The organism is Pseudomonas sp. 5Vm1k, from assembly GCF_056161485.1.
Window position 1 is genome coordinate 363,317 of record NZ_JBSPCZ010000005.1, and the last position, 26,970, is coordinate 390,286.

Below are 26,970 nucleotides of genomic sequence, written 5' to 3' on the forward strand. Positions count from 1 at the left end.
GAAGGCTATCTAACAGGCGCTAAAGGCCTACTTGAACCGCCGCTCCACCCCTTTCTCCACCAGAATCTTCGCCGAAATCTCTTCCACGGAAAAATGCGTGGAATTGATGTGCGCAATGTTCTCCCGTCGAAACAGATTCTCCACTTCACGCACTTCGAACTCGCACTGGGCGTAGCTCGAATAACGGCTGTTGGGCTTGCGCTCGTTGCGGATCGCGGTGAGGCGGTCCGGGTCGATGGTCAGGCCGAACAGCTTGTGCTGGTGGGCGCGCAGGGCGGCCGGCAGTGTCAGGCGCTCCATGTCGTCTTCGGTCAGCGGATAGTTGGCGGCGCGGATGCCGAATTGCATCGCCATGTACAGGCACGTCGGCGTCTTGCCACAACGCGACACGCCCACCAGGATCAAGTCGGCCTTGTCGTAATAATGCGTGCGCGCGCCGTCATCGTTGTCCAGGGCGAAGTTCACCGCCTCGATGCGCTCCATGTAATTGGAGTTGGTGCCAATGGAGTGGGACTTGCCGACGGTGTAGGAAGAGTGCTCGGTCAGTTCCTGTTCAAGCGGCGCCAGGAAGGTCGAGAAAATGTCGATCATGAAACCATTGGACGTTGCGAGGATCTCACGGATGTCCTGATTGACAATGGTGTCGAAAATTATCGGACGAAAACCATCGTTTTCGGCGGCTTTGTTGATTTGTTGTACCATGGCCCGCGCTTTATCCACGTTGTCGATGTAGGGTCGCGTGAATTTGCTGAAGGTAATGTTTTCGAACTGCGCCAGAAGGCTTTGACCGAGGGTCTCGGCGGTAATACCCGTGCCATCGGAGATGAAGAAAGCAGATCGTTTCATTTGCACCTTGGGCCTTAAGCTAGTGAAGATTTCTGGATATGATAGGCGCGATTTGCTGGCCGCCAGTGGCCCGCATTCTCACTTATTTTCCAGGTCCAGGCCATACAGCCGGCAAACGCTCCCCCGAGCCGCCGGCTTCTGAGCTTTTCCAACACAGTTAGTGGAGAGATCACCTTGGTAGAGTACGTAGTTTCCCTCGATAAGCTCGGCGTCCATGATGTAGAGCACGTAGGGGGCAAGAACGCATCCCTGGGCGAGATGATCAGTAACCTTGCAGGTGCCGGTGTATCGGTGCCCGGTGGCTTCGCCACGACAGCTCAGGCTTATCGTGATTTTCTGGAACTGAGCGGCCTGAACGATCAGATCCATGCTGCCCTCGACGCCCTGGACGTCGACGATGTCAACGCCCTGGCCAAGACCGGCGCCCAGATCCGCAAGTGGATCATGGAAGCCGAGTTCCCCGAGAAGCTCAACGCCGAGATCCGCACCGCGTTCGCCACGCTGTCGGCCGGCAACCCTGACATGGCCGTGGCCGTGCGCTCTTCCGCTACCGCCGAAGACCTGCCGGACGCTTCTTTCGCCGGTCAGCAGGAAACCTTCCTGAACATCCGTGGCGTCGAAAACGTCATTCGCGCCGCAAAAGAGGTGTTTGCTTCCCTCTTCAACGACCGCGCCATTTCCTACCGTGTTCACCAAGGCTTCGACCACAAGCTGGTGGCCCTGTCGGCCGGTGTGCAGCGCATGGTCCGCTCCGAAACCGGCACCGCCGGCGTGATGTTCACCCTCGATACCGAATCCGGTTTCCGTGACGTGGTGTTCATCACCGGCGCCTACGGCCTGGGTGAAACCGTCGTACAAGGCGCGGTGAACCCGGACGAGTTCTACGTCCACAAACAAACCCTTGAAGCAGGCCGTCCGGCCATCCTGCGCCGTAACCTGGGCAGCAAAGCCATCAAGATGATCTACGGCGAAGTGGCCACGGCCGGCAAGTCGGTCAAGACCATCGACGTGGACAAGGCCGATCGTGCACGTTTCTGCCTGACCGACGCTGAAGTCAGCGAGTTGGCCAAGCAAGCGATGATCATCGAAAAGCACTACAAGTGCCCGATGGACATCGAATGGGCCAAAGATGGCGACGACGGCAAGCTCTACATCGTTCAGGCCCGTCCTGAAACCGTGAAGAGCCGCACCCAGGCCAACGTCATGGAACGCTACCTGTTGAAAGAAACCGGCACCGTGCTGGTTGAAGGTCGCGCCATCGGCCAGCGCATCGGCGCCGGCAAGGTCCGTATCATCAAGGACGTGTCCGAGATGGACAAAGTCCAGCCAGGCGACGTACTGGTCTCCGACATGACCGACCCGGACTGGGAGCCGGTCATGAAGCGCGCCAGCGCCATCGTCACCAACCGTGGCGGCCGTACCTGCCACGCGGCGATCATCGCTCGCGAGCTGGGCATCCCGGCCGTGGTCGGTTGCGGCAACGCCACCCAGCTGTTGAAAGACGGCCAGGGCGTGACCGTTTCCTGCGCGGAAGGCGACACCGGTTACATCTTCGAAGGCGAACTGGGCTTCGACATCAAGAAAAACTCCGTGGACGCCATGCCTGATCTGCCGTTCAAGATCATGATGAACGTCGGCAACCCGGACCGCGCCTTCGACTTCGCGCAACTGCCGAACGCCGGTGTGGGCCTGGCCCGTCTGGAGTTCATCATCAACCGCATGATCGGCGTGCACCCTAAAGCACTGTTGAACTACGACGGCCTGCCGCAGGACATCAAGGACAGCGTCGACAAGCGCATCGCCGGTTACGACGATCCAGTCGGCTTCTATGTCGACAAACTGGTTGAAGGCATCAGCACCCTGGCTGCAGCGTTCACCCCGAAAAAGGTCATCGTGCGTCTGTCGGACTTCAAGTCCAACGAATACGCGAACCTGATCGGCGGCAAACTCTACGAGCCGGAAGAAGAAAACCCGATGCTGGGCTTCCGTGGCGCCTCGCGTTACATCAGCGAAGCGTTCCGCGATTGCTTCGAACTCGAATGCCGCGCCCTCAAGCGTGTGCGCAACGAGATGGGCCTGACCAACGTTGAAATCATGGTGCCGTTCGTCCGTACCCTGGGCGAAGCGAGCCAAGTGATCGATCTGTTGGCCGAAAACGGCCTGGCCCGCGGTGAGAACGGTCTGCGCATCATCATGATGTGCGAGCTGCCGTCCAACGCGATCCTCGCCGAAGAGTTCCTCGAATTCTTCGACGGTTTCTCCATCGGCTCCAACGACCTGACTCAGCTGACCCTGGGCCTGGACCGTGACTCCGGGATCATCGCTCACCTGTTCGACGAGCGTAATCCGGCGGTCAAGAAGCTACTGGCCAATGCCATCCAGGCCTGTAACAAGGCAGGCAAGTACATCGGCATCTGCGGTCAGGGTCCTTCGGATCACCCGGACCTGGCCAAATGGCTGATGGAACAGGGCATCGAAAGCGTTTCGTTGAACCCCGATTCCGTACTGGAAACCTGGTTCTTCCTGGCCGAAGGCCAAGCAGCAGTCTGATGGTGTGAGAGAAAGGGCCGCTTCCTGTGGGAGCGAGCCTGCTCGCGAAGGCGGGCTGACATCCAACAGCGATGTCGGCTGATACACCGCTTTTGCGAGCAGGCTCGTTCCCACATTGGTCGGGCTTTTCAGTGATTCAAGTAGGGCGGGCTCCTCTGGATGCCGCCCTTTTTTGTGCAAGAGCATTATGCAAAGCAGCAGCAACCTATTTCCTGTCGCCCTGATCAGCGCCGAGCGGCGCGGCGATCTGAGCGAAGACGTGTATCGATTGAAACCCGGCAACAGCCCTGACGGCACCGTCGAGCTGGCGGTAACGCGCCTGGGCATGGCGGATGGCTCGGACGCGCGCGGCGTGCCGGTCATCTTGCTGCACGGCAGCTTTTCCAATCGCCGGTTCTGGTTTTCCCCTAAAGGCTTGGGGTTGGGCGCCTATCTGACGCGCCTGGGATTCGATGTCTGGATCCCGGAAATGCGCGGTCACGGTCTGTCCCAACGCAACCAGAACTACCGCAAGAACCGCGTATCCGACTATGCCCGCTACGATCTACCGGCCATCGGTGCGTTCGTGCGCGAGCAAAGTGGCCAGGTCCCGCACTGGATCGGTCACTCGCTGGGCGGTATCACCCTGGCGGCCGCGCTGGGCGGTCAGTACATCGGCGAACCGGTGGTGGCCTCGGCGGCGTTTTTTGGTACACAGGTCAGCCGTACCTATTGGCCGCTAAAGATTCCGCCGGTGGAGTGGAGCGGGCGCTTTATTCTCAAGCGTTTTGCCCAACTGTCGGGTTCACGGCTCAAGCGCGGCCCGGAGGACGAGCCGATTGGCCTGGCCCTGGAAAGCATGCGCTGGTACGGCCTGTTCGGGCGCTTTGGCGATGCGGACAAGGACTGGTGGGCCGGTTTAGCCGAGGTCGAGCTGCCGGTATTGGCGGTCAGTGCGGCGGGCGATCATCAGGACCCGGCCTGGGCGTGCCGCAAGCTGTTCGATCAGCTCGGTTCGGAGCACAAGCAGTTCATCAACCTGGGTCGTGAGCAGGGCTTTGCCGACAATTTCGGCCATGTTGAAATGCTGGTCAGCAAAGCGGCCCAGGTCGAAGTCTGGCCGTTGGTGGCCCGCTGGTTGGCGGATCAACAAACGCCGTTGCTGGGGGAAAAGCCGGATTTGGCCACAGCGGTCTGAGCGCACTGCTCTAACAAGGGCATTTCGCTCTGATCGGCTTGCGGCTAAGATATGACGCATTGAGCTTTTCTGGTCACTTTGCGACACCCTCGATTGTCTTCCTCTTTACAGGAGTTTCTCGATGAACCATTACGTTACGCCTGACCTGTGCGACGCCTACCCGGAGCTGGTGCAGGTGCTGGAGCCGATGTTCAGCAATTTCGGCGGCCGTGATTCCTTCGGCGGCGAAATCGTGACCATCAAGTGTTTCGAAGACAACTCGCGGGTTAAAGAGCAAGTCGAACTCAAGGGTGACGGCAAGGTGCTGGTGGTCGACGGTGGCGGTTCCCTGCGTCATGCGTTGCTGGGTGACATGCTGGCCGAGAAAGCCTCGAAAAACGGTTGGGCAGGGCTGGTGATCTACGGGTGCATCCGCGACGTCGATATCCTCGCGCAGACCGATCTGGGCGTGCAGGCCCTCGCGAGCCACCCGAGAAAGTCCGACAGGCGCGGGCTTGGCGACATTAACGTTCCGGTGACCTTCGCCGGCGTGACATTCCATCCGGGCCACTACATTTATGCGGACAACAACGGCGTGATCATCTCGCCAAGCCCGCTGACGATGCCTGAATAAAGCATCGATGCGAATTTTCGTGGCAACCATGGGGTGAGGATGTTCGAGGAAGAAAACGCGCAGTGGGGGCTGGTGCATGCCCTGGTGCTGGACGGTAAAGGCGGTGCGCGTTCGATAGCCCGGACTGATCTCGATGACTTGCAGCTGCAGGACCATGAAAGCCTGTGGCTGCATTGGGATCGCAGTCACCCGCAAACCCAGACCTGGCTGCGTAAATCCAGCGGTCTGAGCGAATTCAGCTGTGACCTGCTGCTCGAAGAAAACACCCGTCCGCGGCTTTTACAGCTTTCCGACAGCGAACTGCTGCTATTTTTGCGCGGGGTAAACCTGAACCCGGGCGCTGAGCCGGAAGATATGGTCTCGGTGCGGATTTTCGCTTCCGCGCAGCGCGTTATCTCGCTGCGTTTGCGTCCGTTGCGCGCCACCGATGAATTGCTGGTGCAGCTCGCGGATGGAAAAGGGCCGAAAACCGCCTCTGAACTCATCCTTTATATGGCTCAGTACCTCACCAACAAGGTGCAGGATCTGGTCACTTGCCTCTCGGAAGTGGTCGATGAGGAAGAAGAAAAACTGGATGCCGACGAACGGTATACACCCGAGCATGGGGCCATTTTGCAGATCCGTCGCAGGGCAGCCGGGCTGAAACGATTCCTGGCGCCACAACGGGATATTTTCGGACAGCTGACGCGGATAAAACTGCCCTGGTTTGTCGAAGATGACGGTGATTACTGGAACGAATTGAACAACAGCCTGACCCGTTATCTCGAGGAGCTGGAACTGACCCGGGAGCGGGTGGGGCTGGTCCTGGAGGCCGAAGACCGGCGTTTGAGCGTGCGCATGAACCGCACGATGTACCGCTTCGGGATCATCACCGGGATCTTTTTGCCGATGAGCTTTTTGACCGGTCTGCTGGGCATCAATGTCGGCGGCATTCCGTTCTCTGCCAGCCCCTATGGCTTCCTGATTGCCTGCCTGATGATGGTCTCGGTGGCACTCGGTCAGTGGTGGTTATTCCGACGTTTGCGCTGGGTGTGATTGATGAGCCATGTGACCCGGGCAAATTTGATCGCGTCTTTCACTGACATTACGAGAGGTGCGTATGCACGATCCGTTTGAACAGTCTTTGCGTGACATGCTCAAGGCATCTCCGTCCACCCGGGACGACGATGCGTGCCTTGGCCGTGTCCTGAAAACCGCCAACCGCCAGGTCGGCGCCGGCGATTTGTTCAGCCTGCTGGGCCGCTGGTTGCCCGCGCTGATGATTGCCTTGAACAATGGATCGGCCCACGTTGCGCCGGTTTCCCGTCACCGTAAACCTACCGTTCGCCCTGCTGATAAGGCTGATTGAATATGGAACTTGATCTCTGGACTCAGAGCCTCGTCACTGCAATGACTGCGTTGTGGACCAAGGTTGCGAATTTCATTCCGAACCTCTTCGGTGCGCTGGTTGTCCTACTGCTGGGGTTTGTTGTAGCCAAGCTGCTGGACACCTTGTTGTCCAAATTGCTCGCCAAATTGGGCCTTGATCGCCTGATGGGCGGTACCGGCCTGACCAAATTGTTGTCCCGTGCCGGCCTTCAGGTGCCCATTTCGACCCTGATCGGCAAGATCGTCTATTGGTTCGTTTTGCTGATTTTTCTCGTGTCGGCAGCAGAATCCCTTGGACTTGAGCGAGTTTCAGCTACGCTGGATATGCTTGCGCTGTATCTGCCGAAAGTATTTGGCGCCGCGCTGGTGTTGTTGGTGGGGGTGTTGCTGGCGCAATTGGCCAATGGGCTGGTGCGCGGAGCGGCAGAAGGGGTAGGGCTGGATTACGCCTCTGGCCTGGGGCGAATTGCTCAGGGCCTGGTGATTATCATCAGTTTGTCGGTTGCGATCAGCCAGTTGGAGGTCAAGACCGACCTGCTCAACCATGTGATTGTGATCGTATTGATTACCGTTGGTCTGGCGGTTGCGCTGGCCATGGGGTTGGGAAGCCGGGAAATTGCCGGTCAGATTCTTGCGGGAATCTATGTGCGTGAGTTGTATCAGGTTGGGCAACAAGTGCGTGTTGGCGAGGTCGAAGGTCAGATCGAAGAGATCGGCACGGTTAAAACCACATTGCTGACCGACGAGGGTGAGCTAGTCTCTCTCTCCAATCGGATCCTCCTGGAGCAGCATGTGAGTAGCCGCTAACCCGGCAAACCCTGCTAATGTATGCCGCCGCAAAATGCCCTTTAAGGGCTGCGGCGGACATTGACCTGACTGTCGGCCCGACTTGTTTTGAATAAAGCTCAATCGCTCTCCACGCGCTACGACCCCCGCGAGCTCTCTGATGAGGAGTTGGTCGCGCGCTCGCATACCGAGCTGTTTCACGTAACGCGCGCCTATGAAGAACTGATGCGGCGTTACCAACGAACATTATTTAACGTTTGTGCACGATATCTTGGGAACGATCGCGATGCAGACGATGTCTGTCAGGAAGTGATGTTGAAGGTGTTGTACGGTCTGAAGAACTTCGAGGGGAAATCGAAGTTCAAGACCTGGCTGTACAGCATCACGTACAACGAATGCATCACACAGTATCGGAAGGAACGGCGAAAGCGTCGCTTGATGGACGCTTTGAGTCTGGACCCCCTCGAGGAAGCGTCTGAAGAAAAGGCGCCGAACCCCGAGGACAAGGGTGGACTTGATCGCTGGCTGGTGTATGTGAACCCGATTGACCGGGAAATTCTGGTGCTACGATTTGTCGCAGAGCTGGAGTTTCAGGAGATCGCAGACATCATGCACATGGGTTTGAGTGCGACAAAAATGCGTTACAAACGTGCTCTAGATAAATTGCGTGAGAAATTTGCAGGCGTTGCTGAAACTTAGTTCAGCGCAAATATCTCTTACGTGTAGGCAAGTTCTGATAGACTTGCCGCCGAGTTGTCCCCCGGTTTGCGGGACTGCTTCACAATCACCAGATGGGGATTTAACGGATGAAACTGAAAAACACCTTGGGCTTTGCCATTGGTTCTCTTATTGCCGCTACTTCGTTCGGCGCGCTGGCACAAGGCCAAGGCGCAGTTGAAATCGAAGGCTTCGCCAAGAAAGAACAGTACGACAGCGATCGTGACTTCAAAAACAACGGCAACCTGTTCGGCGCTTCCGTCGGCTACTTCATTACCGACGACGTTGAACTGCGTCTGGCCTACGACGAAGTGCACAACGTACGTGCAGATGATGGTCGCAACGTAAAGGGCGCTGATACCGCTCTGGACGCTCTGTACCACTTCAACAACCCAGGCGACATGATCCGTCCATACGTTTCGGCCGGTTTCTCGGACCAGAGCATTGGCCAGAACGGTTCGGGCCGTAACCGCTCCACCTTCGCCAACGTTGGCGGCGGTGCCAAGCTGTACTTCACCGACAACTTCTACGCCCGTGCTGGCGTTGAAGCTCAGTACAACATCGACCAAGGCGACACCGAGTGGGCTCCAAGCGTCGGTATCGGTGTGAACTTCGGTGGCGGCTCCAAGCCTGCTGCTGCTCCAGTTCCAGCACCAGCTGAAGTCTGCTCCGACAGCGACAACGATGGCGTATGCGACAACGTTGACAAGTGCCCGGACACCCCAGCCAACGTAACTGTTGACGCTGATGGCTGCCCAGCAGTTGCTGAAGTTGTTCGTGTTGAGCTGGACGTGAAGTTCGACTTCGACAAGTCGGTAGTCAAGCCTAACAGCTACGGCGACATCAAAAACCTCGCTGACTTCATGAAGCAGTATCCATCCACCACCACTACTGTTGAAGGTCACACTGACTCCGTCGGTCCTGACGCTTACAACCAGAAACTGTCCGAGCGTCGTGCAAACGCCGTTAAACAAGTTCTGACCAACCAGTACGGTGTTGAATCGTCCCGCGTTCAGTCTGTTGGCTACGGCGAATCCCGCCCAGTTGCTGACAACAAAACTGAAGCTGGTCGCGCTGTAAACCGTCGCGTAGAAGCGCAGGTTGAAGCTAAAGCTAAGTAATTAGCTCGCAGCTCTGAAAAGCCCGGCTTAGGCCGGGCTTTTCTTTGTCTGCGATTTGGGTTCGGCGAGGGTTTGGCGACGCCCCATAAAGATCGCAGCCTCGCTTCACTCCTCAGCTCCTACATTGGAGCGCATCCTCCTGTAGGCGCTGACGAGTGAAACGAGGCTGCGATCTTTTGATCTCTTCGCCGGCCGCAACAGCGCCAATCACCAGGATGGCCGGGCTCTTGAGTTCAAAGCTGCAGGCATCGTCTTCCATGGCTGTCAGAACACTGCGACATTCTCGTTGGTGCGGCAGTGAAGCGTTTTCGATCATCGCCACCGGCGTATCCGCCGCCATGCCTCCAGCCAGCAGTTGCTCACGGATCTCGCTCAGTTTCGCCACGCCCATGTAAATCACCAGCGTTGTGCCGCCCTGGGCCAAGGCCTGCCAGTTCAGGCTGCTGTCGTCCTGCGTGTGCGCGGTGACCAGCGTCACGCCGCGTGCCACGCCGCGCAGGGTCAACGGGATATCACATTGCGTCGCGCCAGCCAGGCCGGCAGTGATGCCATTGACCAACTCGACATCGACCCCGTGTTCGCGCAGCCACTGCGCCTCTTCGCCGCCACGACCAAAAATGCACGGATCGCCGCCCTTGAGCCGCACCACACATTTGCCATGACGGGCATAACGCAGCATCAAGCGATGAATGAACGCTTGAGGCGTGGAACGACAGCCGCCGCGCTTGCCAACCGGAATGATCCGCGCTCCCGGGCAATGCTCCAGCACCGCTTCGTTGACCAGGTCATCGATCAACACCACATCCGCTTCCCTCAATGCGCGAACAGCCTTGAGGGTCAGTAATTCAGGATCGCCGGGACCCGCGCCCACCAGCCAGACTTTTGCGCTCATCGTGTTTTCCTCGCGACATGACGGTGATCGGCTGCATCAAAACTCAGCCATGAAACAGTAGAAACAACAGCACCAGATTCATCACCAGCGACCCCAGCGCCAATGTCCGCCATACCTTCAGCGGCTCGCGCTCCAGTAACGGTTTGGGTCTCACACTCAAACTGCGCCGCTCACCCTGCTCCAGCAGCAACAACCATTCTTCTGCTGTTTCAAAGCGCTGCTGAGGATCAACCGCGACCGCTCGCTCCAGGCTTAACGCCAGCCATTCCGGCAGATCGGGGCGATAGCGACTGGCGCTGACCGGTACGCCAAACCGCGGGCGCTGGAAGGCTTCGATTTCGCCGTAGGGATACTGCCCGGTCAGCAGAAAAAACAGGGTCACGCCGACTGCATACAAATCCTGCTGCGGCGTCGGCGCGTCCCCGCGAAAGGCTTCCGGCGCGATGTAGCTCGGCGTGCCAGGCAGGGTGCAGGGTTGGTCTTCGGACAGACCCGGGCAGTAGGCGAGACCGAAGTCCAGCAGCCGTAACTCACCGTCGTCCCCCAGCAGCAGGTTCTGCGGTTTGATATCGCGATGCAGGATCTGCCGTCGATGCAGCATGCCCACGGCTCGTAGCAGGCGTTCGGCCAGTTCCTGCCACTGCGCCAATGGCAGCGGCCCGGTTCCGTCCTGCAGTTGAGCCAGGGTCTGTCCCGAATATTCGCGCATCACGTAGTACAAATGCTGACGCTGACTGGTGGCATGCACTTCAGGAAAATGCCGCCCGGCCACGCGTTTGAGAAACCATTCCTCCGACAACAACGCCTGCCCGGCCAGGTGATCGTTGTGTAGATACCCGGGCAAGGTTTTCAGCAACCAGGGTTGTTGCTGTACGTCCCGCACCCGATACAGCAGTGATTGCTGGCTTTGGCCGAGAATCCCCTCGACCTGCCAGCCTTCAAAGGATTGCCCCGGTTTCAGCGCGGGTGGCAGCGGCCATTGCTGCAAATGAATCAGCGCGTCGCCGATGTTCGTTTCACCGAGGGCATCGACTCGCACCAGCAGGGCGCTGGCGTTGTCCTGGCTGCCAGCCAGGTGGGCCGCATTGATCAGCGTTTGCGCAGCGCTCTGCAGATCAGGCTGATCGCGCAAGATCCCGGCAATCGCGGTATCGCCTAACACCGCCCAGACCCCATCGCTGAGCAGCACAAAGCTCTCATCGAGACGAAGTTCGCCATCCAGAAAATCCAGCACCAGATGCTGATCGAGCCCCAGCGCACGCTTGAGCACATGCTGCATGCCGGGCTGATCCCAAACGTGATCCTCGCTGACTCGCTGCAACTGATCGGCGTGCCAGCGATACACCCGGCAATCGCCGACATGGGCCAGGGTAAAACGCCTACCGCGCATGACCAAAGCGCTGACAGTGGTCAGCAGCGGTTGCCCACCGCCATTGGCCTGCAGCCAGCGATTCTGCGCTGACAGCAGGCGATCCAGTGCCTGGGCCACGCCCCAGGTTTGCGGGGTGGCGTAATAGTCCAGTGCCAGCGCCTGCAAGGTCGAGCGGGCGGCGAGCCCGCCATCGGCGCATTGGCTGACACCGTCGGCGATGGCAAACAGATAACCTTTACTCGCTGCCAGCGCCGGGGCTGGGGTGACCAGGCGCAGGGCGTCCTGGTTTTCCTCGCGCGGGCCGCTGGCGCTGGCTTCGGCGAAACTCAGTTGCAAGCTCATTGAGGCCTCAGACCCGAGCCGCCGTTATCGCCGCCGAACCCCAGGTGGTTCTCCAGCGACGTTTCACGCCATGCAGGCCAAACCAGGCAAGCACCCCAAGGCTGGCGAACAACCACAGGGCCATTTGATAGTTGCCAGTGCTTTGTTTGATCGCGCCCATGCCCGCCGCGAGGGCGAAACCACCGATGCCGCCGGCCATGCCGATCAGCCCGGTCATCACGCCGATCTCCCGACGAAAACGCTGTGGCACCAGTTGGAAAACTGCGCCGTTACCCGCACCCAAACCGAGCATGGTGCAGACGAAAAGGGCCAGCGCCGCGTAGGAACTCGGCAAGTTGAAACCCACCGCCGCGATACAAATCGCCGCCACCGTATACATTCCGAGCAAGGTGCGGATGCCGCCAAAACGATCCGCCAGTGCGCCGCCCAACGGACGCATCAGGCTGCCGCCGAACACGCAGGCGGCGGTGTAGTAGCCGGCAGTCACCGGGCTCAGGCCATATTGGTCGTTGAAGTAGCCGGGCAGGGCGCTGGCCAGGCCGATGAAACCACCGAAGGTCACGCTGTAGAAAAACATGAACCACCAGCTGTCACGGTCTCCCAGCGCTTTGAGGTAGTCAGCCATGCACTTGGCTTTCGGCCGTTCCGGGGCGTTTTTGGCCAGCCAGGCGAAGACGATCAGGGTCAGGATCAGCGGGATCAGGGCGAAGCCGAACACGTTGCTCCAGCCGAACGCGGCGGCCAGCACCGGGGCGATCAGCGCCGCAAGGACGGTGCCCGAATTACCGGCGCCGGCGATGCCCATGGCCTTGCCTTGATGCTGTGGCGGATACCATTGCGACGCCAGGGGCAGGGCGACGGCGAAGGAGGCGCCGGCCATGCCGAGGAACAGACCGAGTACCAGTGCCTGTTCGTAGCTGTGGATGCCGAGTTTCCAGGCACCGAACAGCGCGCAGATGACGATCACCTGGCCGATGATTCCGGCGGTTTTTGGCGACAGTCGATCAGCCAGCAGGCCCATCGCGAAGCGCAATACCGCACCGGCCAGAATCGGCGTGGCCACCACCATCCCGCGCTGTTGCGTAGTCAAGTGCAGGTCGGCAGCGATTTGCACCGCCAGCGGGCCGAGCAGGTACCAGACCATGAAGCTCAGGTCGAAGTAGAGGAAGGCCGCGAACAATGTCGGGGCATGGCCGGATTTCCAGAAGCTTGAATTCATCGCGCACCTCAGCTGTTGGGAGTCTCGAGAAGGAGTCATGAGCTAGCAGGTGGGGCGCCGCCACGGCCGCACCACCGGCCCCGGTCTCTGGGGCCAAAACAAAAAAACGCCGCCACCTGATCCGCCATGGGCGAACGAGGTGAGCGACGTCTTTGTCGTAGGTGGGGCAACCGCCGTTGGTTACCTGTGTGGATTACTTAGCCAGATTTGTGCCAACCAGGGAGTCCGAGTCGCGGCCATTCGCGAGCAAGCCCGCTCCCACACTTGAAATGCATTCCCCTGTGGGAGCGGGCTTGCTCGCGAAGGCGCCCTCACAGACTCCGCAGGACGTCAGCCCAACAACTCACTCATGGCAATAATCTGCTCCGCCACTTGGATCAGCTTCTGCTGGCGGCTCATGGCCTGGCGGCGCATCAGGGTGTAGGCCTCTTCCTCGTTGCAGTCCTTCATCTTCATCAACAGCCCTTTGGCCAGCTCGATGCGCTTGCGCTCGGCCAGTTGCTGGTCCCGTGCATGAAGTTGCGCACGTAGTGCCTGGTCGCTTTCGAAGCGGGCCATGGCCACGTCGAGAATCGGCTGCAAACGTTGTGCGTGAATGCCTTCGACGATGTAGGCACTGACCCCGGACTTGATCGCCTGGCGCATCACGCCGGGGTCGTGCTCGTCGGTGAACATCACGATTGGCCGGGGCTGGTCGCGGGTTACCAGTACCACTTGCTCCATCACATCGCGGCTCGGTGACTCGGTATCGATCAGAATTACGTCCGGGCGCACCGTTTCGACGCGCGCGGGCAGGTCGATGGTTAGGCCGGATTCGTCGATCACCTCGAACCCGGCCTCGGTCAGGGCGGCTTTTAGTCGGCCGACCTTCTTCGCAGTGTCGTTGATCAGCAGGATACGCAACATATTCGCAGGCTCCTGTCAGCGGCTGGCGAGCAGGGGCGAGCTGTCGCTCATGGCGTGGAGCTTGAAACCACGGGCGTAGCCGGCCGGGTCCGAGCCGTCCCAGACTTTGCCGTCGATCAACTGACTGCTGCGCATGTCCTGGCCCCAGGCGGCGATCCCGACCGCCGTCGCGGCCTCACGGTATACGTCCAGTTGCTGAACCTTGCGAGCCACGCCGAGGTAATCCGGGTCCTCACGCAGCAAACCCCAGCGGCGGAACTGGGTCATGAACCACATGCCATCGGACAAGTACGGCAGATTGACCTCGCCGCCACCATGGAAGCGCAGGGCGTGCGGGTCTTGCCAGCGATTGCCCAGGCCGTCGGCGTAATCTCCCAGCAGGCGCGGTTCGATGCAGTCCAGGGGCGCATCGAGATACTCCGGCGCGCTCAACAACTGCGCAGTGCTACGGCGGTTTTCCTGGCTTTCTTCAATGAAGCGACTCGCTTCGAGGATCGCCATCACCAGCGCCCGGGCGGTGTTGGGGTATTGCTCGACAAAGGCGCGGGTGCAGCCGAGGACTTTTTCCGGGTGATCGGGCCAGATGCTTTGGGTCGTCGCCAAGGTAAAGCCGAGGTTCTGATTGACCGCGCTGGCGCACCACGGCTCGCCGACGCAGAAACCGTCGATTCGACCGGCTTGCAGGTGCGCAACCATTTGCGGCGGCGGTACCACCACGCTGTCGACATCGTGCAACGGATGAATGCCCTGGCTCGCCAGCCAGTAATACAACCACATGGCGTGGGTGCCGGTGGGAAAGGTCTGGGCGAAGGTCAGTTTTGGGCGAGTTTGGTGCACGTGCAGGTGAAGTGCTTCAGGACTGGTCACGTCCAGCGCCTGCAAGCCATGGGACAGGTTGATGCTCTGGCCGTTCTGGTTCAGGCCCATGAGTACCGCCATGTCCGTGGGCGCAACGCCGCCGATGCCCAGGTGTACGGCGTAAATCAGGCCGTAGAGGCTGTGGGCAGCGTCGAGTTCGCCACTGACCAGTTTGTCCCGCAGGTTGGCCCAGGACGACTGGCGCTTGAGGTTCAGGGTCAGGCCGTAGGGTTGGGCGAAGCCCTGAGTGGCGGCGACCACCACCGAGGCGCAATCGCTCAAAGCCATGAAGCCTACATTGATCGCGGACTTTTCCGGGGCGTCGCTGCCGTTGACCCAGGCCAGCGGGCCGACTGTGGTTTCATTCATCGATAAACACCTTGCAAAAAAAAGCGTCGTCCCAGGTCCCCGCGCGAGCAGAACCGGGTGACGACGCCATTGTCCGTCGACTCATCCCGTCGTTGGCATGAGTGCTGATACGTATGCCGGTGCAAGGCATATGCCATCGAACGCTGATTTGTTTGTGCGCCTCGCTTGCGACCCCGATGCCCGGCTATAATCGCCGCCTCATTTCGTCGCCATTCGAGTCAAACCCGCCCATGTACACCCTGGCCCGTCAGCTGTTGTTCAAACTTTCCCCGGAAACCTCCCACGATCTGTCCCTGGACCTGATCGGTGCGGGCGGGCGTTTGGGCCTCAACGGCTTGCTGTGCAAGGCGCCGGCGAAAATGCCGGTGAAAGTCATGGGCCTGGAGTTTCCGAACCCGGTGGGTCTGGCGGCCGGTCTGGATAAGAACGGCGCGGCCATCGACGGGTTTGCCCAGTTGGGTTTTGGCTTCGTCGAAATCGGCACGATCACCCCGCGTCCACAGCCAGGCAACCCGAAACCACGTATTTTCCGCTTGCCGGAAGCCGAGGCAATCATCAACCGCATGGGCTTCAACAACCTTGGCGTCGATCACCTGCTGGCTCGCGTAGCAGCCGCCAAGTACAAGGGCGTGTTGGGCATCAACATCGGCAAGAACTTCGACACCCCGGTTGAGCGTGCAGTCGACGATTACCTGATCTGCCTGGACAAGGTCTACGCCCACGCCAGCTACGTGACGGTCAACGTCAGTTCGCCGAACACCCCGGGCCTGCGCAGCCTGCAGTTCGGTGATTCGCTCAAGCAATTGCTCGCCGACCTGGCCCAGCGCCGGGCTGAGCTGGCCTTGCGCCACGGCAAGCATGTACCGCTGGCGATCAAGATCGCTCCGGACATGACCGACGAAGAAACCGCCCAAGTGGCACAAGCACTGATCGAAACCGGGATGGACGCGGTGATTGCCACCAACACCACCCTGAGCCGTGTCGGCGTCGAAGGCCTGGAGCATGGCGACGAGGCGGGCGGTCTGTCCGGCGCGCCAGTTCGCGACAAGAGCACGAACACCGTTAAGATCCTGGCAGCAGAGTTGGCCGGCCGTTTGCCGATCATCGCTGTGGGCGGCATCACCGAAGGCAAGCACGCGGCTGAGAAAATCGCTGCGGGTGCGAGTCTGGTGCAGCTGTATTCGGGCTTCATCTATAAAGGCCCGGTGCTGATCCGTGAATCGGTCGACGCCATAGCCGCTTTGCGCTGATCCTGTGGGATCGGGCTTTTGTGGCGAGGGGGCTTGCCCCCGTTGGGTCGCGAAGCGGCCCCCGATGTAAACCGAGTTATTTGAATTACGACTGCTGCGCAGCCGAACGGGGGCAAGCCCCCTCGCCACAATGGGTTCAGAGTAAGTTTTGAAGGCATAAAAAAGGGCACCTCGAAGGTGCCCCTGGGCCGGAGCCCGCCGTCCGGATGGGACGTGCGTGGTTAATGTGTTACGTAATCAGATGATTGTGTTGCAGTGTCAGGCCCTTTGTTAGCCAACGGCGTGAAGTTCGTTGAGTCTATGGATTCCCGCAGTGCCGGTCATACCGTCCCAGTTGTCGCCGCGTCCTTCGCGCCAGCCGTTAATCCAGGCTTGGCGTACCGACGGTAGAGTAAATGGGCAAAGCTCACGGGATTTGCCACCAACGCCATATTGATATCCGCGCAAAAATGCTCTTTCCAACGGATCACGCTTAAGTCTTCTCATAGGGTGTTGCCCTCACTTGTTGACTGTATTTATCGCGTCGACCTCAATCGAGGTCTGGCAGAAAAATTCTGCCGTTGGCGGCTCGCTGCCGGCGTCGCGAGCCAAGGTGTTGACGCCGTTGCGACGTCAACCTGTATTGAGTTCTAACCAATGCGTCACATTGATGGAATGATCGTTTTGTCATAAGGACGTAACCATAAAGATGCTATGGCCATAAGTAACATGATGTTCGCAGCGTGTTTATTGGCCAAACCCCGGTATGATCAGCTCCGCGCTGTATGACGAGGTTAATCCTTTAGTGAGAATGACCCACGTTTGCGCTGGGGTACTATTCGACGAAGGGTCGCTTTATGACATTTTGTTGCTTCAACTATTTTCTCTGTCCTGGCATCTAAGCTCTTTTAACCGAGCAGTCAGGGTGGGACGGCACACCTTCGTGCCACGCGGGCGCTCTTTTAGAAAAGCGCCTGATTGAAAACCGGACCGGCAATGCGTTGTCGGTTCACTTAGCCAAAGGCTCTGAAATTCCAATGTCCGATCAATTCGAAATCTTCCTCACTTGCCCTAAAGGCCTTGAAGGCCTGCTCATCGAGGAAGCCGTCGGGCTTGGCCTTGAAGAAGCGCGTGAACACACCTCGGCCGTGCGCGGCATGGCCACCATGGAAACCGCTTATCGCCTGTGCCTGTGGTCGCGTCTGGCGAACCGGGTGCTGCTGGTGCTCAAGCGTTTTCCGATGAAGGACGCCGAAGACCTGTACCACGGCGTGCTCGATATCGAGTGGCAAGACCACATGCTCAACGACGGCACCCTGGCCGTCGAATTCAGCGGCCACGGTTCGGGCATCGATAACACACACTTCGGCGCCTTGAAGGTCAAGGACGCCATCGTCGACAAACTGCGCACCCCGCAGGGCGACCGTCCGTCGATTGACAAGCTCAACCCGGACCTGCGCATTCACCTGCGTCTGGACCGTGGCGAAGCGATCCTTTCCCTCGACCTGTCCGGCCACAGCCTGCACCAGCGTGGCTATCGCTTGCAGCAGGGCGCGGCACCGTTGAAGGAAAACCTCGCGGCGGCGATCTTGATCCGTTCCGGCTGGCCTCGCATTGCTGCTGAAGGCGGCGCGCTGGCTGACCCGATGTGCGGTGTGGGTACGTTCCTCGTCGAAGCAGCGATGATCGCCGCCGATATGGCACCGAACCTGCGTCGCGAGCAGTGGGGCTTCACCGCTTGGCTAGGTCACGTCCCGGCCTTGTGGAAAAAGCTTCACGAAGAAGCCACCGAGCGTTGCGCCGCCGGCCTGGCCAAGCCACCGCTGTGGATTCGCGGCTACGAAGCCGACCCGCGCTTGATTCAACCGGGCCGCAACAACGTCGAACGCGCCGGCTTGAGCGAGTGGATCAAGATCTATCAGGGCGAAGTCGGCACGTTTGAGCCGCGTCCGGACCAGAACCAGAAAGGCCTGGTTATCTGCAACCCGCCGTACGGCGAGCGTCTGGGTGACGAGGCGAGCTTACTCTACCTCTACCAGAACCTCGGCGAGCGCCTGCGTCAGGCCTGCCTGAACTGGGAAGCCGCGGTGTTCACCGGCGCTCCGGACCTGGGCAAGCGCATGGGCATCCGCAGCCACAAACAGTATTCGTTCTGGAACGGCGCGTTGCCGTGCAAGCTGCTGCTGATCAAGGTCACCCCGGATCAGTTCGTCACTGGCGAACGTCGCACCCCGGAACAGCGTCAGGTCGAGCGCGAGCAAGCTGAAGTCGAAGTGGCAGACAACGACGTCGCGCCAGGCAAGTACGAGAAGTACAACAAGAACGGCAACCCGATCAAACCGGCACCGGTGGTGATCGAGCAACCGCGCTTGAGCGAAGGCGGGCAGATGTTCGCCAACCGCCTGCAAAAGAACCTCAAGGCCCTCGGCAAGTGGGTCAAGCGTGAAGGCATCGACTGCTATCGCGTGTATGACGCCGACATGCCGGAATATTCCATGGCCATCGACCTGTATCAGGATTGGGTCCACGTCCAGGAATACGCTGCGCCGAAATCCATCGACCCGGAAAAAGCCTCGGCACGGATGTTCGATGCCCTGGCGGCCATTCCCCAGGCGCTGAACATCGACAAGAGCCGCGTGGTGGTCAAGCGTCGCGAGCGTCAGAGCGGCACCAAGCAGTACGAACGCCAAGCCGCGCAGGGCAAGTTCGTCGAGGTCAACGAAGGTGGCGTCAAGCTGCTGGTCAACCTCACCGACTACCTCGACACCGGGCTGTTCCTCGATCACCGGCCAATGCGCATGCGTATCCAGAAAGAGGCGGCCGGCAAGCGCTTCCTCAATCTGTATTCCTACACCGCGACCGCCAGTGTTCACGCCGCCAAGGGTGGCGCGCGCAGCACCACCAGCGTCGACCTGTCGAAAACCTACCTCGACTGGGCGCGTCGCAACCTGTCGCTGAACGGTTTCTCCGACAAGAATCGCCTGGAGCAGGGCGATGTGATGGTGTGGCTCGATGCGTGTCGCGATGAGTTCGACCTGATCTTCATCGATCCGCCGACCTTCTCCAACTCCAAGCGCATGGAAGGCATCTTCGACGTGCAGCGTGATCAGGTGCAACTGATCGATCTGGCCATGGCGCGCCTGGCGCCGGGCGGCGTGTTGTACTTCTCCAACAACTTCCGCAAGTTCGTGTTGGAGGAGAACCTCACTACGCGTTACGCGGTCGAGGAAATCACCGCCCAGACCATTGATCCGGACTTTGCCCGCAACGGCAAGATCCACCGTGCCTGGAAAATCACGGCCCGCTGACACTTGGCCGGATTGGATCCACAGAGCCTTGATTTTTAAAGGCTCTTGGATTCTTTCAGGGCTGGTCAAATTAGTGGCTAATAGCTATAACTCAACGCAAGGCCAATGGGCTTCTCCGGCACCTGGCGTTTTGAGTTGCGTTTTATGTCGTTGCACGCCGTGCGCCCCAAGATCCTGGGTTTTATCAGCGAAGACGTCTCGGCCTGGTTGGTCGCGGTCCTGGTATTGCTCGCTGGCGGGATTCTCACGGGATTGCTGGCCTGGGCGACGCTGAATCTGTTTCACCATCAATTGCGGCAACGCTTCCAACTGCTGGCCAGTGAGCGTTACAGCCGTATCGAAGAACGTTTCGAAGATCAGGAGCAGCGCCTCGATGGCCTGCGCCGGTTCTTTGCCAATTCCGAATCGGTGTCCCGCGCCGAATTTGACGGCTACACCCAACCTTTATTGCACCGCACCCAGGCGTATTCGTTCGCCCAACGGGTTTCCCGCGAGGAGCGCCTGGCATTCGAGCGCAATGTGCGCGCCGAAGGGGTGAGCGACTTTTCCATTCGTGAACTCAACCCGGACGGCGCATTGCAACTGGCGGCCGAGCGCGATGAGTACGTGGTGGTGCTTTATAGCCAGACGCAAAGTCGGCTCGGTTCGCCGCTAGGCTATGACTTGCTCGCCCAGCCGTTGCGACGTGCCACGCTGGAACGGGCTAACCGGTTGGGTGGCATGGCGGTTTCACAACCGATGCACCTTGTCAGCGTCGAGCCGGCCTATGCCCGGGGTGTGCTGCTGGTGGCTCCGGTGATTCGTCGTGAGGACCTTAACCTCAAGGATGCGGCGAACAAGCCGTTCGGTTACGTCATGGCGGTGATCAGCATGCGCCAGTTGCTCGCCGACGGGCTGCCGGAAGCCGGTCACGACTACCTGACGGTACGCATTCTCGACCTGTCCACCAGCGATGAACACGAAGTGCTGTTCGAGTCCTCGAACCCGCCGGCCACCAGCGACTTGTCCGCGAGCCGCTTGTTGCGCCTGGCCGACCACGATTATCAGGTGGACATCCAGCCCAGCGAGGCCTTTCTGCAAGCCAACCATTCTTCGGTGAGCAGCCTGGTGGTGCTCGGTGGTTTGCTCAGTCTGTTGCTCAGCGCCTTGCTCTACGTGTTGGTCAGCCAGCGCCAACGGGCGCTGAAAATGGTCGAGCAGCGCACCCAGGAACTGCGTGCGCGCGAGCAGGAATTGCGCGGCACCCATGGCCAGTTGCGCGGCGTGCTGAATGCCGCGACCCAGGTGGCGATCATTGCCACCGACCTGCGCGGAGTCATCAGCACCTTCAACGCCGGTGCCGAGCAGATGCTCGGTTACAGCGCTGCCGAGGTGGTGGGGCACATGACTCTGGAGAACCTGCATTTCCCCCGGGAGCTGGTGGCCCGTTCGGCGGAGTTGAGCGCCCGTTATGGCAAGTTGATCCCGACCTGCCAGGCAATGCTGGTCGAGGGCGGCGAAGAGGGCGGCCATGAAGCCCGCGAGTGGACCCTGGTGCGCCAGGACGGCAGCCACTTGACGGTGAATATGTTGGCCACGCCAGTGCTGGACGAGCAAGGTCTGTGGGTCGGGCACCTGGCGATCTGCATCGACATCACCGAGCGCAAACGCGTACATGAAGCCCTGGCCGCGCGGGACTTGTTGCTGAAAAAACTCAGCGCTCATGTGCCCGGTGGCATCTATCAATTCAAGATGGAATTCGACGGACGCTTCAGCGTGATTTATGCCAGCGACGGCATCCGTGAAATCTATGAGCTTGAGCCGGATGTATTGCTGCTCAACGCCGAAGCGATCTTCACCCGGATTCATCCACAGGATTCAAGCCGCGTACGTGCCTCGATCCGCGCCTCGGCGGACACCCTCAGCCCTTGGCGCGAGGAATACCGCGTGCAACTGCCCGTGGGCGGCCTGCGCTGGGTCCGTGGCGAGGCGACCCCGGAGGAGTTGCCCGGCGGCGGTGTGCTCTGGCACGGCTACATCTCGGACATCTCCGATCTGAAGCGCGTTGAAGAGGAACTGCGGGCGCTGTCGGTGACCGATTCCTTGACCGGCATTCACAACCGCCGCTATTTCCAGGAGCGTCTGACCACTGAGATGGCTCGGGTCGAACGCGGCGGTGGCGAGTTGTCGGTGATCATGCTCGACATCGACCATTTCAAACGCATCAACGACCAGCATGGCCACGCGGTGGGCGACCGGGTGTTGCAAGCGGTGTGCGAGCGCATCGGCCATCGCCTGCGCCGCACCGATGTGTTCTGCCGCTTGGGCGGCGAGGAGTTCATGGTGCTGTGCCCGGACATCAACGGCGAACACGCCCACGTCCTGGCCTTGCAGTTGTGGCAAGCGTTGCGCAGCTCGCCAATTGAAGGCGTTGGGACAGTGACCGCCAGTTTCGGGATTGCCAGTTGGCAGGTCGGCGAGGGCGCGGATGCGCTGTTGCTGCGGGCGGACTCGGGGGTTTATGCGGCGAAGCAGGCGGGGCGGGATCGGGTTGAGGCGCAGCCCCTCTAGGCCGGAGCACACACAATCCATTGTGGGAGCGGGCTTGCTCGCGAAGAGGGCGTGTCAGTCGACATTAATGTTGAATGACACACCGCTTTCGCGAGCAAGCCCGCTCCCACATTTGGATTTGTAGTGCTTTAGAGTACCGAAGCCGTCGCCGCCACCTTAGGCTGGCGATACAGGTCCAGCAGCACCTGATCCAGCACCGAAGAAGCGCCAAACGGAGCCTTGTCGTTGAGGATCGCCACCACGGCCCAGGTGTTGCCATTGACGTCGCGACTAAAGCCGGAGATGGCGCGCACGGTGTTCAGGGTGCCGGTCTTGATGTGGGCTTCACCGCGCATGGCGGTGGTCTTCAGGCGTTTGCGCATGGTGCCGTCGGTGCCGGCGATCGGCAGCGAGCTGATGAACTCAGCCGCGTACGGGCTGTGCCATGCGGCTTGCAGCATGCCGGCCATTTCACGGGCGCTCACCCGTTCGGCGCGGGACAGGCCGGAGCCGTTCTCCATCACCAGGTGCGGCGCGGTGATGCCTTTCTGGGCCAGCCACTGACGCACGATGCGTTGGGCAGCCTTGGCATCATCGCCATCGGCATCATTGCGAAACTTCTGGCCCAGGCTCAGGAACAGCTGCTGGGCCATGGTGTTGTTACTGTATTTGTTGATGTCGCGAATGATTTCCGCCAGATCCGGCGAGAACGCCCGCGCCAGCACCTTGGCATCTTTTGGCGTCGCTGCCAGCACGTCCTTGCCCTGGATGCTGCCACCCAGTTCTTTCCAGATCGCCCGCACGGCGCCGGCGGTGTAGGTCGCGTGATCGAGCAGCGACAGGTAGGTCTGCGAGCTGCAACCGTCGCCCAACTGGCCACCGACCGTCACGGTGACGCTGCCGTCTGCCTGCGTCACTGGGTTATAGCGCACGCCACCGGTGCATTGCTTGGAATTGATCGCCTTGACCTGATTGTCGATGTTAATCGTCGCAATCGGCGGCTCTACCGACACCAGCACCTTGCCGTTGTCGTTGCGCGCCACAAAGCGCAAGGCCTTGAGGTTGACCATCAGCGAGTCGGGCTTGACCAGGAACGGCTTGTTCTCGTCATTGCCGTCGTCGTTGAATTCCGGCAGTTGCGGCTGCACAAAGAAGCTGCGATCCAGCACCAGGTTGCCGGTGACTTGTGTCACGCCGTTGGCCCGCAGGTCGCGCATCAGCAGCCAGAGTTTTTCCATGTTCAGCTTCGGATCGCCGCCACCCTTGAGGTAGAGGTTGCCATTGAGGATGCCGCCGCTGAGGGTGCCGTCGGTGTAGAACTCGGTTTTCCACTGATGGTTCGGGCCAAGCATTTCCAGGGCCGCATACGTGGTGACCAGTTTCATGGTCGAGGCCGGGTTGACCGAAACGTCTGCGTTGAAAATGGTCGGGGTGCCGGGGCCGTCGAGCGGGAGCATCACCAGGGACAGGGCGCTGTCCTGCAACTTGCTGGCCTTGAGGGCTTTTTCAACGTTGGGCGTCAGCGAGGTATTGATCTGAGCAGCGGAAACCGGGAGGGCCAGGGGCAGAAGAAGACTGGCGAGTAACAGTGGACGCAAAGATTTGATCATATGAAGTAAAACCCTACGGGCGAGGGGAAAAAAGGCGAGGGCATGAAGATAAAATCCCTCAGTGGTCATGAAAGTGTCGGCATTATGCCCCAAGGTGACGCGGCGTGTGCCAAGCCCCGGCCCTCTAATTCGCTATTTTTTTACCGACGGTAGGCAGGTGCCCGCCGTGGAACGGGCAATTAGCGCCTTAAACTGCTAAAGTGCCGCCCGTTATTACTTATGAGGATTGTTCCAATGGCGACTAACCGTTCCCAGCGTCTGCGCAAAAAACTGTGCGTCGATGAATTTCAAGAGCTGGGTTTCGAACTGAACCTGGATTTCAAAGAAGATTTGGCTGATGAAGCCATTGATGCTTTCCTCGACGCGTTCCTGAAAGAAGCCATGGAAGCCAACGGTCTGGGTTATGTTGGCGGCGACGACTTCGGTCTGGTTTGCCTGCAGAAACGCGGCTCGGTGTCTGAAGAGCAGCGTGTTGCTGTTGAAGCCTGGCTCAAAGGCCGCAGCGAACTGACCGAAGCAACCGTCAGCCCGCTGATCGACGTCTGGTACCCGGAAAAGCCGATCAATCCGGTAGCTTGATGTCATAGCTTTTTGTCTTAAAAAAAGCGGCGACCCAAGGGTCGCCGTTTTTTTATGCCTGCGTTTTGTAAGTGCATGGCTTGGCCTGCGATGTTGATCGGGGGAATGCCTTCGCGGGCAAGCCTCGCTCCTACAAGGGCTCGCGCTAAACCTGTAGGAGCGAGGCTTGCCCGCGAAGAGGCCCTCAAGCCTTACGCCAATTCAAAATCAACAACGTCAACACCCCCGCCACAATCCCCCAAAACGCCGACCCGATGGAAAACAGCGTCAGCCCCGACGCCGTGACCATAAAAGTCACCAGCGCTGCTTCCCGTTCCTTCACTTCGCTCATGGCAATGCTCAAGCCATTGATGATCGAACCGAACAGCGCCAGCGCCGCAATCGACAGCACCAACTCTTTAGGCAACGCGGCAAACAACGCCGCCAGCGTCGCGCCAAACACCCCGGCAATCCCGTAGAAAATCCCGCACCAGACCGCCGCGGTGTAGCGCTTGTTGCGATCCTCATGGGCGTGCGGCCCGGTGCAGATCGCCGCGCTGATGGCTGCCAGGTTGATGCCGTGGGAGCCGAATGGTGCCAGCAGCAACGAAGCAATGCCGGTGGTGGTGATCAGCGGCGAGGCTGGCACGTTATAGCCGTCAGCGCGCAACACGGCGATGCCGGGCATGTTCTGCGAGGTCATCGCCACCACAAACAGCGGAATGCCGATGCTGATGGTCGCCGCCAGGGAGAAGTGCGGCGTGGTCCAGACCGGTGTCGCCAGCTCCAGATGAAAACCGCTGAAATCCAGCAGCCCCATGAACCCGGACAGCGCCGTGCCGATCAACAGCGCGGCGAGCACCGCGTAACGCGGCGACAGGCGCTTGACCACCAGGTAAGTGAAGAACATCCCCAATACCAACGCCGTGCGATGCTGGGCCGCGACGAAAATTTCGCTGCCGATCTTGAACAGAATCCCGGCCAGCAGCGCCGCTGCCAGCGACGCCGGGATTTTTTTCACCAGCCGTTCAAAGCTGCCGGTCAGGCCACAAATCGTCACCAGCACCGCGCAGGTGATATAGGCGCCGATGGCTTCGCCGTAGGTCACACCGCCCAGGCTGGTGATCAGCAACGCCGCGCCGGGCGTGGACCAGGCAATGGTGATTGGCGTGCGATAACGCAGGGACAGACCGATCGAGCAGATCGCCATGCCAATCGAAATCGCCCAGATCCACGAGGAAATCTGCCCGCTGGTCAGGCCCGCCGCTTGCCCGGCCTGGAACATCAGGACCAGGGAACTGGTGTAGCCGGTCATCATCGCGATGAAACCGGCGACGATGGCCGAAGGTGACGTGTCGGCCAAGGGGCGCAGTTGCGTTTGCATGGCGTCGTTCATGACAGCGGTGTTCCTTGTTCTGGTGAAGATGTCCGCAGCAACGCTGGACCCCTGTGGGAGCGGGCTTGCTCGCGAAGACGGTGTATCAGTTGACATTGATGTTGGATGTGCCGACGTCTTCGCGAGCAAGCCCGCTCCCACAGGGGGAGATTGCGATCAAGCGGCGGATTGCGGGTTCAAGCCTAAACTCAAATGTAACGGACCGTTGCAATACAGCCGAGGCCGCAATCAGCCATACAGTCGTGTTGCCACCATCCATTGTGTACAATCGTGGTGTTTTTTACGCGATACTTGCCAGCGACCCACTGTGCCGTATTACAGTCACGGTCTATTCGCCGCAGTTCTCCCGACTCGAGTGCCCATGAACGAACAGTTGCAGCCCCTAAAGAAACAACCGCGAGCAGGCAAAGCCGGCCGCAGCGGTACCCAGGACGATATTGTCTACGCGCATATCTTCGAGGCCATCCTCGAACAGCGCCTGGCGCCCGGCACCAAGTTGAGCGAAGAAGCGCTGGGGGAAATTTTCGGGGTCAGCCGCACCATCATTCGCCGCGCGCTGTCGCGCCTGGCCCATGAAGGCGTGGTATTGCTGCGGCCGAACCGTGGCGCGGTCGTCGCCAGCCCGAGCGTCGAAGAGGCCCGTCAGGTGTTCCTCGCGCGCCGTCTGGTCGAGCGTGCGATCACTGAACTGGCGGTGCAGCACGCTACCGCCGAGCAGATCGCCGAATTGCGCCAAATGGTCAATGACGAACGCGACAGCTTCTCCCGTGGCGATCGCGGCGCCGGCATCCGTCTGTCGGGCGAATTCCACCTGAAACTCGCCGAAGCGGCGAAGAATGCGCCGCTGATCAGCTTCCAGCGCAGCCTGGTGTCCCAGACTTCGTTGATCATCGCCCAGTACGAAAGCGGCAACCGTTCGCACTGTTCTTATGATGAACACACCCAGTTGATCGACGCGATCGAAGCGCGCAACGGTGAGTTGGCAGTGGACCTGATGATGCATCACATGGATCACATCGACAGCAAACTCAACCTCGACGAAGAAAGCGCGTCGGATGATTTGCACGCGGTGTTCTCGCATTTGCTGCAGACCAAGAAGCCTGGGCGATCGACCGCGAAGTTGTAAGTCAGACCGCGGCGCGGCCTTCGCGAGCAAGCCCGCTCCCACAGGAGAATGCATTTCAAATGTGGGAGCGGGCTTGCT

22 protein-coding genes are annotated in these 26,970 nt (G+C 59.8%); 13 read left to right on the top strand and 9 right to left on the bottom strand.

What is annotated here, in order from left to right; all coding sequences use genetic code 11:
• Window positions 1-27: 27 nt before the first annotated feature.
• Window positions 28-846 (bottom strand): posphoenolpyruvate synthetase regulatory kinase/phosphorylase PpsR, encoded by an 819-nt coding sequence (gene ppsR / locus ACWIKB_RS13110; RefSeq protein ID WP_475267283.1) that lies wholly within the window; start codon window positions 844-846, stop codon window positions 28-30.
• A 174-nt stretch (window positions 847-1,020) separates the two neighbouring features.
• On the opposite strand from ppsR, the gene ppsA reads away from it, so the two are divergent.
• The 8 genes from ppsA to ACWIKB_RS13150 all read left to right on the top strand — a co-directional run bounded on the left by ppsA (window position 1,021) and on the right by ACWIKB_RS13150 (window position 9,178).
• Complete coding sequence (gene ppsA, locus ACWIKB_RS13115) at window positions 1,021-3,396, top strand: phosphoenolpyruvate synthase (RefSeq protein ID WP_123512124.1); 2,376 nt, start codon at window positions 1,021-1,023, stop codon at window positions 3,394-3,396.
• A gap of 187 nt (window positions 3,397-3,583) precedes the next feature.
• A complete protein-coding gene (locus tag ACWIKB_RS13120; protein WP_475267286.1) occupies window positions 3,584-4,573 on the top strand; it encodes an alpha/beta fold hydrolase in 990 nt (329 codons plus the stop codon).
• 121 nt (window positions 4,574-4,694) lie between these two features.
• Entirely contained in the window at window positions 4,695-5,186 is a 492-nt protein-coding gene (gene rraA / locus ACWIKB_RS13125; protein ID WP_475267288.1) for a ribonuclease E activity regulator RraA, read from the top strand.
• 39 nt (window positions 5,187-5,225) lie between these two features.
• Window positions 5,226-6,221, top strand: a complete 996-nt coding sequence (locus tag ACWIKB_RS13130) for a zinc transporter ZntB (RefSeq protein WP_475267290.1) — start codon at window positions 5,226-5,228, stop codon at window positions 6,219-6,221.
• A gap of 64 nt (window positions 6,222-6,285) precedes the next feature.
• The gene (locus ACWIKB_RS13135; RefSeq protein ID WP_475267291.1) at window positions 6,286-6,534 is read left to right on the top strand and encodes a CrfX protein; all 249 of its coding nucleotides are present in this window, start codon (window positions 6,286-6,288) and stop codon (window positions 6,532-6,534) included.
• A 2-nt stretch (window positions 6,535-6,536) separates the two neighbouring features.
• Window positions 6,537-7,361 (top strand): mechanosensitive ion channel family protein, encoded by an 825-nt coding sequence (locus ACWIKB_RS13140; RefSeq protein ID WP_054054005.1) that lies wholly within the window; start codon window positions 6,537-6,539, stop codon window positions 7,359-7,361.
• Window positions 7,362-7,448: 87 nt separating this feature from the next.
• Window positions 7,449-8,039, top strand: a complete 591-nt coding sequence (gene sigX / locus ACWIKB_RS13145) for an RNA polymerase sigma factor SigX (RefSeq protein WP_475267293.1) — start codon at window positions 7,449-7,451, stop codon at window positions 8,037-8,039.
• 107 nt (window positions 8,040-8,146) lie between these two features.
• Complete coding sequence (locus ACWIKB_RS13150; RefSeq protein WP_475267295.1) at window positions 8,147-9,178, top strand: OmpA family protein; 1,032 nt, start codon at window positions 8,147-8,149, stop codon at window positions 9,176-9,178.
• A 112-nt stretch (window positions 9,179-9,290) separates the two neighbouring features.
• Here ACWIKB_RS13150 and cobA read toward each other — a convergent pair whose 3' ends face one another.
• From cobA to ACWIKB_RS13175, 5 genes are all read right to left on the bottom strand, one after another.
• The gene (gene cobA, locus ACWIKB_RS13155; RefSeq protein WP_475267297.1) at window positions 9,291-10,070 is read right to left on the bottom strand and encodes a uroporphyrinogen-III C-methyltransferase; all 780 of its coding nucleotides are present in this window, start codon (window positions 10,068-10,070) and stop codon (window positions 9,291-9,293) included.
• Window positions 10,071-10,113: 43 nt separating this feature from the next.
• On the bottom strand, window positions 10,114-11,784 hold the full coding sequence (locus tag ACWIKB_RS13160) for a bifunctional protein-serine/threonine kinase/phosphatase (protein WP_475267299.1): 1,671 nt from the start codon (window positions 11,782-11,784) through the stop codon (window positions 10,114-10,116).
• Between the two features lie 7 nt (window positions 11,785-11,791).
• On the bottom strand, window positions 11,792-13,003 hold the full coding sequence (locus ACWIKB_RS13165) for a nitrate/nitrite transporter (protein ID WP_475267301.1): 1,212 nt from the start codon (window positions 13,001-13,003) through the stop codon (window positions 11,792-11,794).
• Between the two features lie 330 nt (window positions 13,004-13,333).
• Entirely contained in the window at window positions 13,334-13,909 is a 576-nt protein-coding gene (locus tag ACWIKB_RS13170; RefSeq protein WP_018925269.1) for an ANTAR domain-containing response regulator, read from the bottom strand.
• Between the two features lie 15 nt (window positions 13,910-13,924).
• Window positions 13,925-15,136: a CmpA/NrtA family ABC transporter substrate-binding protein gene (locus ACWIKB_RS13175; RefSeq protein ID WP_475267304.1), complete on the bottom strand. Its 1,212-nt coding sequence runs from the start codon at window positions 15,134-15,136 to the stop codon at window positions 13,925-13,927.
• Between the two features lie 230 nt (window positions 15,137-15,366).
• Here ACWIKB_RS13175 and ACWIKB_RS13180 point away from each other — a divergent pair, with 230 nt between their 5' ends.
• On the top strand, window positions 15,367-16,386 hold the full coding sequence (locus tag ACWIKB_RS13180) for a quinone-dependent dihydroorotate dehydrogenase (protein ID WP_475267306.1): 1,020 nt from the start codon (window positions 15,367-15,369) through the stop codon (window positions 16,384-16,386).
• 270 nt (window positions 16,387-16,656) lie between these two features.
• On the opposite strand, the gene rmf is transcribed toward ACWIKB_RS13180, so the two are convergent.
• Window positions 16,657-16,872, bottom strand: coding sequence for a ribosome modulation factor (rmf, locus tag ACWIKB_RS13185; RefSeq protein ID WP_003223300.1), 216 nt, complete (start codon window positions 16,870-16,872; stop codon window positions 16,657-16,659).
• 530 nt (window positions 16,873-17,402) lie between these two features.
• On the opposite strand from rmf, the gene rlmKL reads away from it, so the two are divergent.
• Window positions 17,403-19,673 carry a bifunctional 23S rRNA (guanine(2069)-N(7))-methyltransferase RlmK/23S rRNA (guanine(2445)-N(2))-methyltransferase RlmL gene (rlmKL, locus tag ACWIKB_RS13190; protein ID WP_475267308.1) on the top strand — a complete coding sequence of 757 codons (2,271 nt, stop codon included), beginning with the start codon at window positions 17,403-17,405 and terminating at the stop codon, window positions 19,671-19,673.
• A gap of 144 nt (window positions 19,674-19,817) precedes the next feature.
• On the top strand, window positions 19,818-22,223 hold the full coding sequence (locus tag ACWIKB_RS13195; protein WP_475267378.1) for a sensor domain-containing diguanylate cyclase: 2,406 nt from the start codon (window positions 19,818-19,820) through the stop codon (window positions 22,221-22,223).
• Window positions 22,224-22,351: 128 nt separating this feature from the next.
• Here ACWIKB_RS13195 and dacB read toward each other — a convergent pair whose 3' ends face one another.
• Entirely contained in the window at window positions 22,352-23,812 is a 1,461-nt protein-coding gene (gene dacB, locus ACWIKB_RS13200) for a D-alanyl-D-alanine carboxypeptidase/D-alanyl-D-alanine endopeptidase (protein WP_475267309.1), read from the bottom strand.
• 234 nt (window positions 23,813-24,046) lie between these two features.
• On the opposite strand from dacB, the gene ACWIKB_RS13205 reads away from it, so the two are divergent.
• Complete coding sequence (locus tag ACWIKB_RS13205; protein ID WP_046047888.1) at window positions 24,047-24,391, top strand: YggL family protein; 345 nt, start codon at window positions 24,047-24,049, stop codon at window positions 24,389-24,391.
• 184 nt (window positions 24,392-24,575) lie between these two features.
• Here the strand turns inward: ACWIKB_RS13205 and ACWIKB_RS13210 are convergent, their stop codons facing one another.
• Window positions 24,576-25,766 (bottom strand): benzoate/H(+) symporter BenE family transporter, encoded by a 1,191-nt coding sequence (locus tag ACWIKB_RS13210; protein ID WP_475267311.1) that lies wholly within the window; start codon window positions 25,764-25,766, stop codon window positions 24,576-24,578.
• Window positions 25,767-26,127: 361 nt separating this feature from the next.
• On the opposite strand from ACWIKB_RS13210, the gene ACWIKB_RS13215 reads away from it, so the two are divergent.
• Entirely contained in the window at window positions 26,128-26,892 is a 765-nt protein-coding gene (locus ACWIKB_RS13215) for a GntR family transcriptional regulator (protein ID WP_054054029.1), read from the top strand.
• Window positions 26,893-26,970 lie beyond the last annotated feature (78 nt).

Excerpts from the sequence above, each read along its gene's own strand:
- ppsR (WP_475267283.1), bottom strand. The coding sequence starts at position 846 with ATGAAACGATCTGCTTTCTTCATCTCCGATGGCACGGGTATTACCGCC.
- ACWIKB_RS13120 (WP_475267286.1), top strand. The coding sequence starts at position 3,584 with ATGCAAAGCAGCAGCAACCTATTTCCTGTCGCCCTGATCAGCGCCGAG.
- rraA (WP_475267288.1), top strand. The coding sequence starts at position 4,695 with ATGAACCATTACGTTACGCCTGACCTGTGCGACGCCTACCCGGAGCTG.
- ACWIKB_RS13130 (WP_475267290.1), top strand. The coding sequence starts at position 5,226 with ATGTTCGAGGAAGAAAACGCGCAGTGGGGGCTGGTGCATGCCCTGGTG.
- ACWIKB_RS13135 (WP_475267291.1), top strand. The coding sequence starts at position 6,286 with ATGCACGATCCGTTTGAACAGTCTTTGCGTGACATGCTCAAGGCATCT.
- ACWIKB_RS13140 (WP_054054005.1), top strand. The coding sequence starts at position 6,537 with ATGGAACTTGATCTCTGGACTCAGAGCCTCGTCACTGCAATGACTGCG.
- ACWIKB_RS13150 (WP_475267295.1), top strand. The coding sequence starts at position 8,147 with ATGAAACTGAAAAACACCTTGGGCTTTGCCATTGGTTCTCTTATTGCC.
- cobA (WP_475267297.1), bottom strand. The coding sequence starts at position 10,070 with ATGAGCGCAAAAGTCTGGCTGGTGGGCGCGGGTCCCGGCGATCCTGAA.
- ACWIKB_RS13160 (WP_475267299.1), bottom strand. The coding sequence starts at position 11,784 with ATGAGCTTGCAACTGAGTTTCGCCGAAGCCAGCGCCAGCGGCCCGCGC.
- ACWIKB_RS13165 (WP_475267301.1), bottom strand. The coding sequence starts at position 13,003 with ATGAATTCAAGCTTCTGGAAATCCGGCCATGCCCCGACATTGTTCGCG.
- ACWIKB_RS13170 (WP_018925269.1), bottom strand. The coding sequence starts at position 13,909 with ATGTTGCGTATCCTGCTGATCAACGACACTGCGAAGAAGGTCGGCCGA.
- ACWIKB_RS13175 (WP_475267304.1), bottom strand. The coding sequence starts at position 15,136 with ATGAATGAAACCACAGTCGGCCCGCTGGCCTGGGTCAACGGCAGCGAC.
- ACWIKB_RS13180 (WP_475267306.1), top strand. The coding sequence starts at position 15,367 with ATGTACACCCTGGCCCGTCAGCTGTTGTTCAAACTTTCCCCGGAAACC.
- rmf (WP_003223300.1), bottom strand. The coding sequence starts at position 16,872 with ATGAGAAGACTTAAGCGTGATCCGTTGGAAAGAGCATTTTTGCGCGGA.
- rlmKL (WP_475267308.1), top strand. The coding sequence starts at position 17,403 with ATGTCCGATCAATTCGAAATCTTCCTCACTTGCCCTAAAGGCCTTGAA.
- ACWIKB_RS13195 (WP_475267378.1), top strand. The coding sequence starts at position 19,818 with ATGTCGTTGCACGCCGTGCGCCCCAAGATCCTGGGTTTTATCAGCGAA.
- dacB (WP_475267309.1), bottom strand. The coding sequence starts at position 23,812 with ATGATCAAATCTTTGCGTCCACTGTTACTCGCCAGTCTTCTTCTGCCC.
- ACWIKB_RS13205 (WP_046047888.1), top strand. The coding sequence starts at position 24,047 with ATGGCGACTAACCGTTCCCAGCGTCTGCGCAAAAAACTGTGCGTCGAT.
- ACWIKB_RS13210 (WP_475267311.1), bottom strand. The coding sequence starts at position 25,766 with ATGAACGACGCCATGCAAACGCAACTGCGCCCCTTGGCCGACACGTCA.
- ACWIKB_RS13215 (WP_054054029.1), top strand. The coding sequence starts at position 26,128 with ATGAACGAACAGTTGCAGCCCCTAAAGAAACAACCGCGAGCAGGCAAA.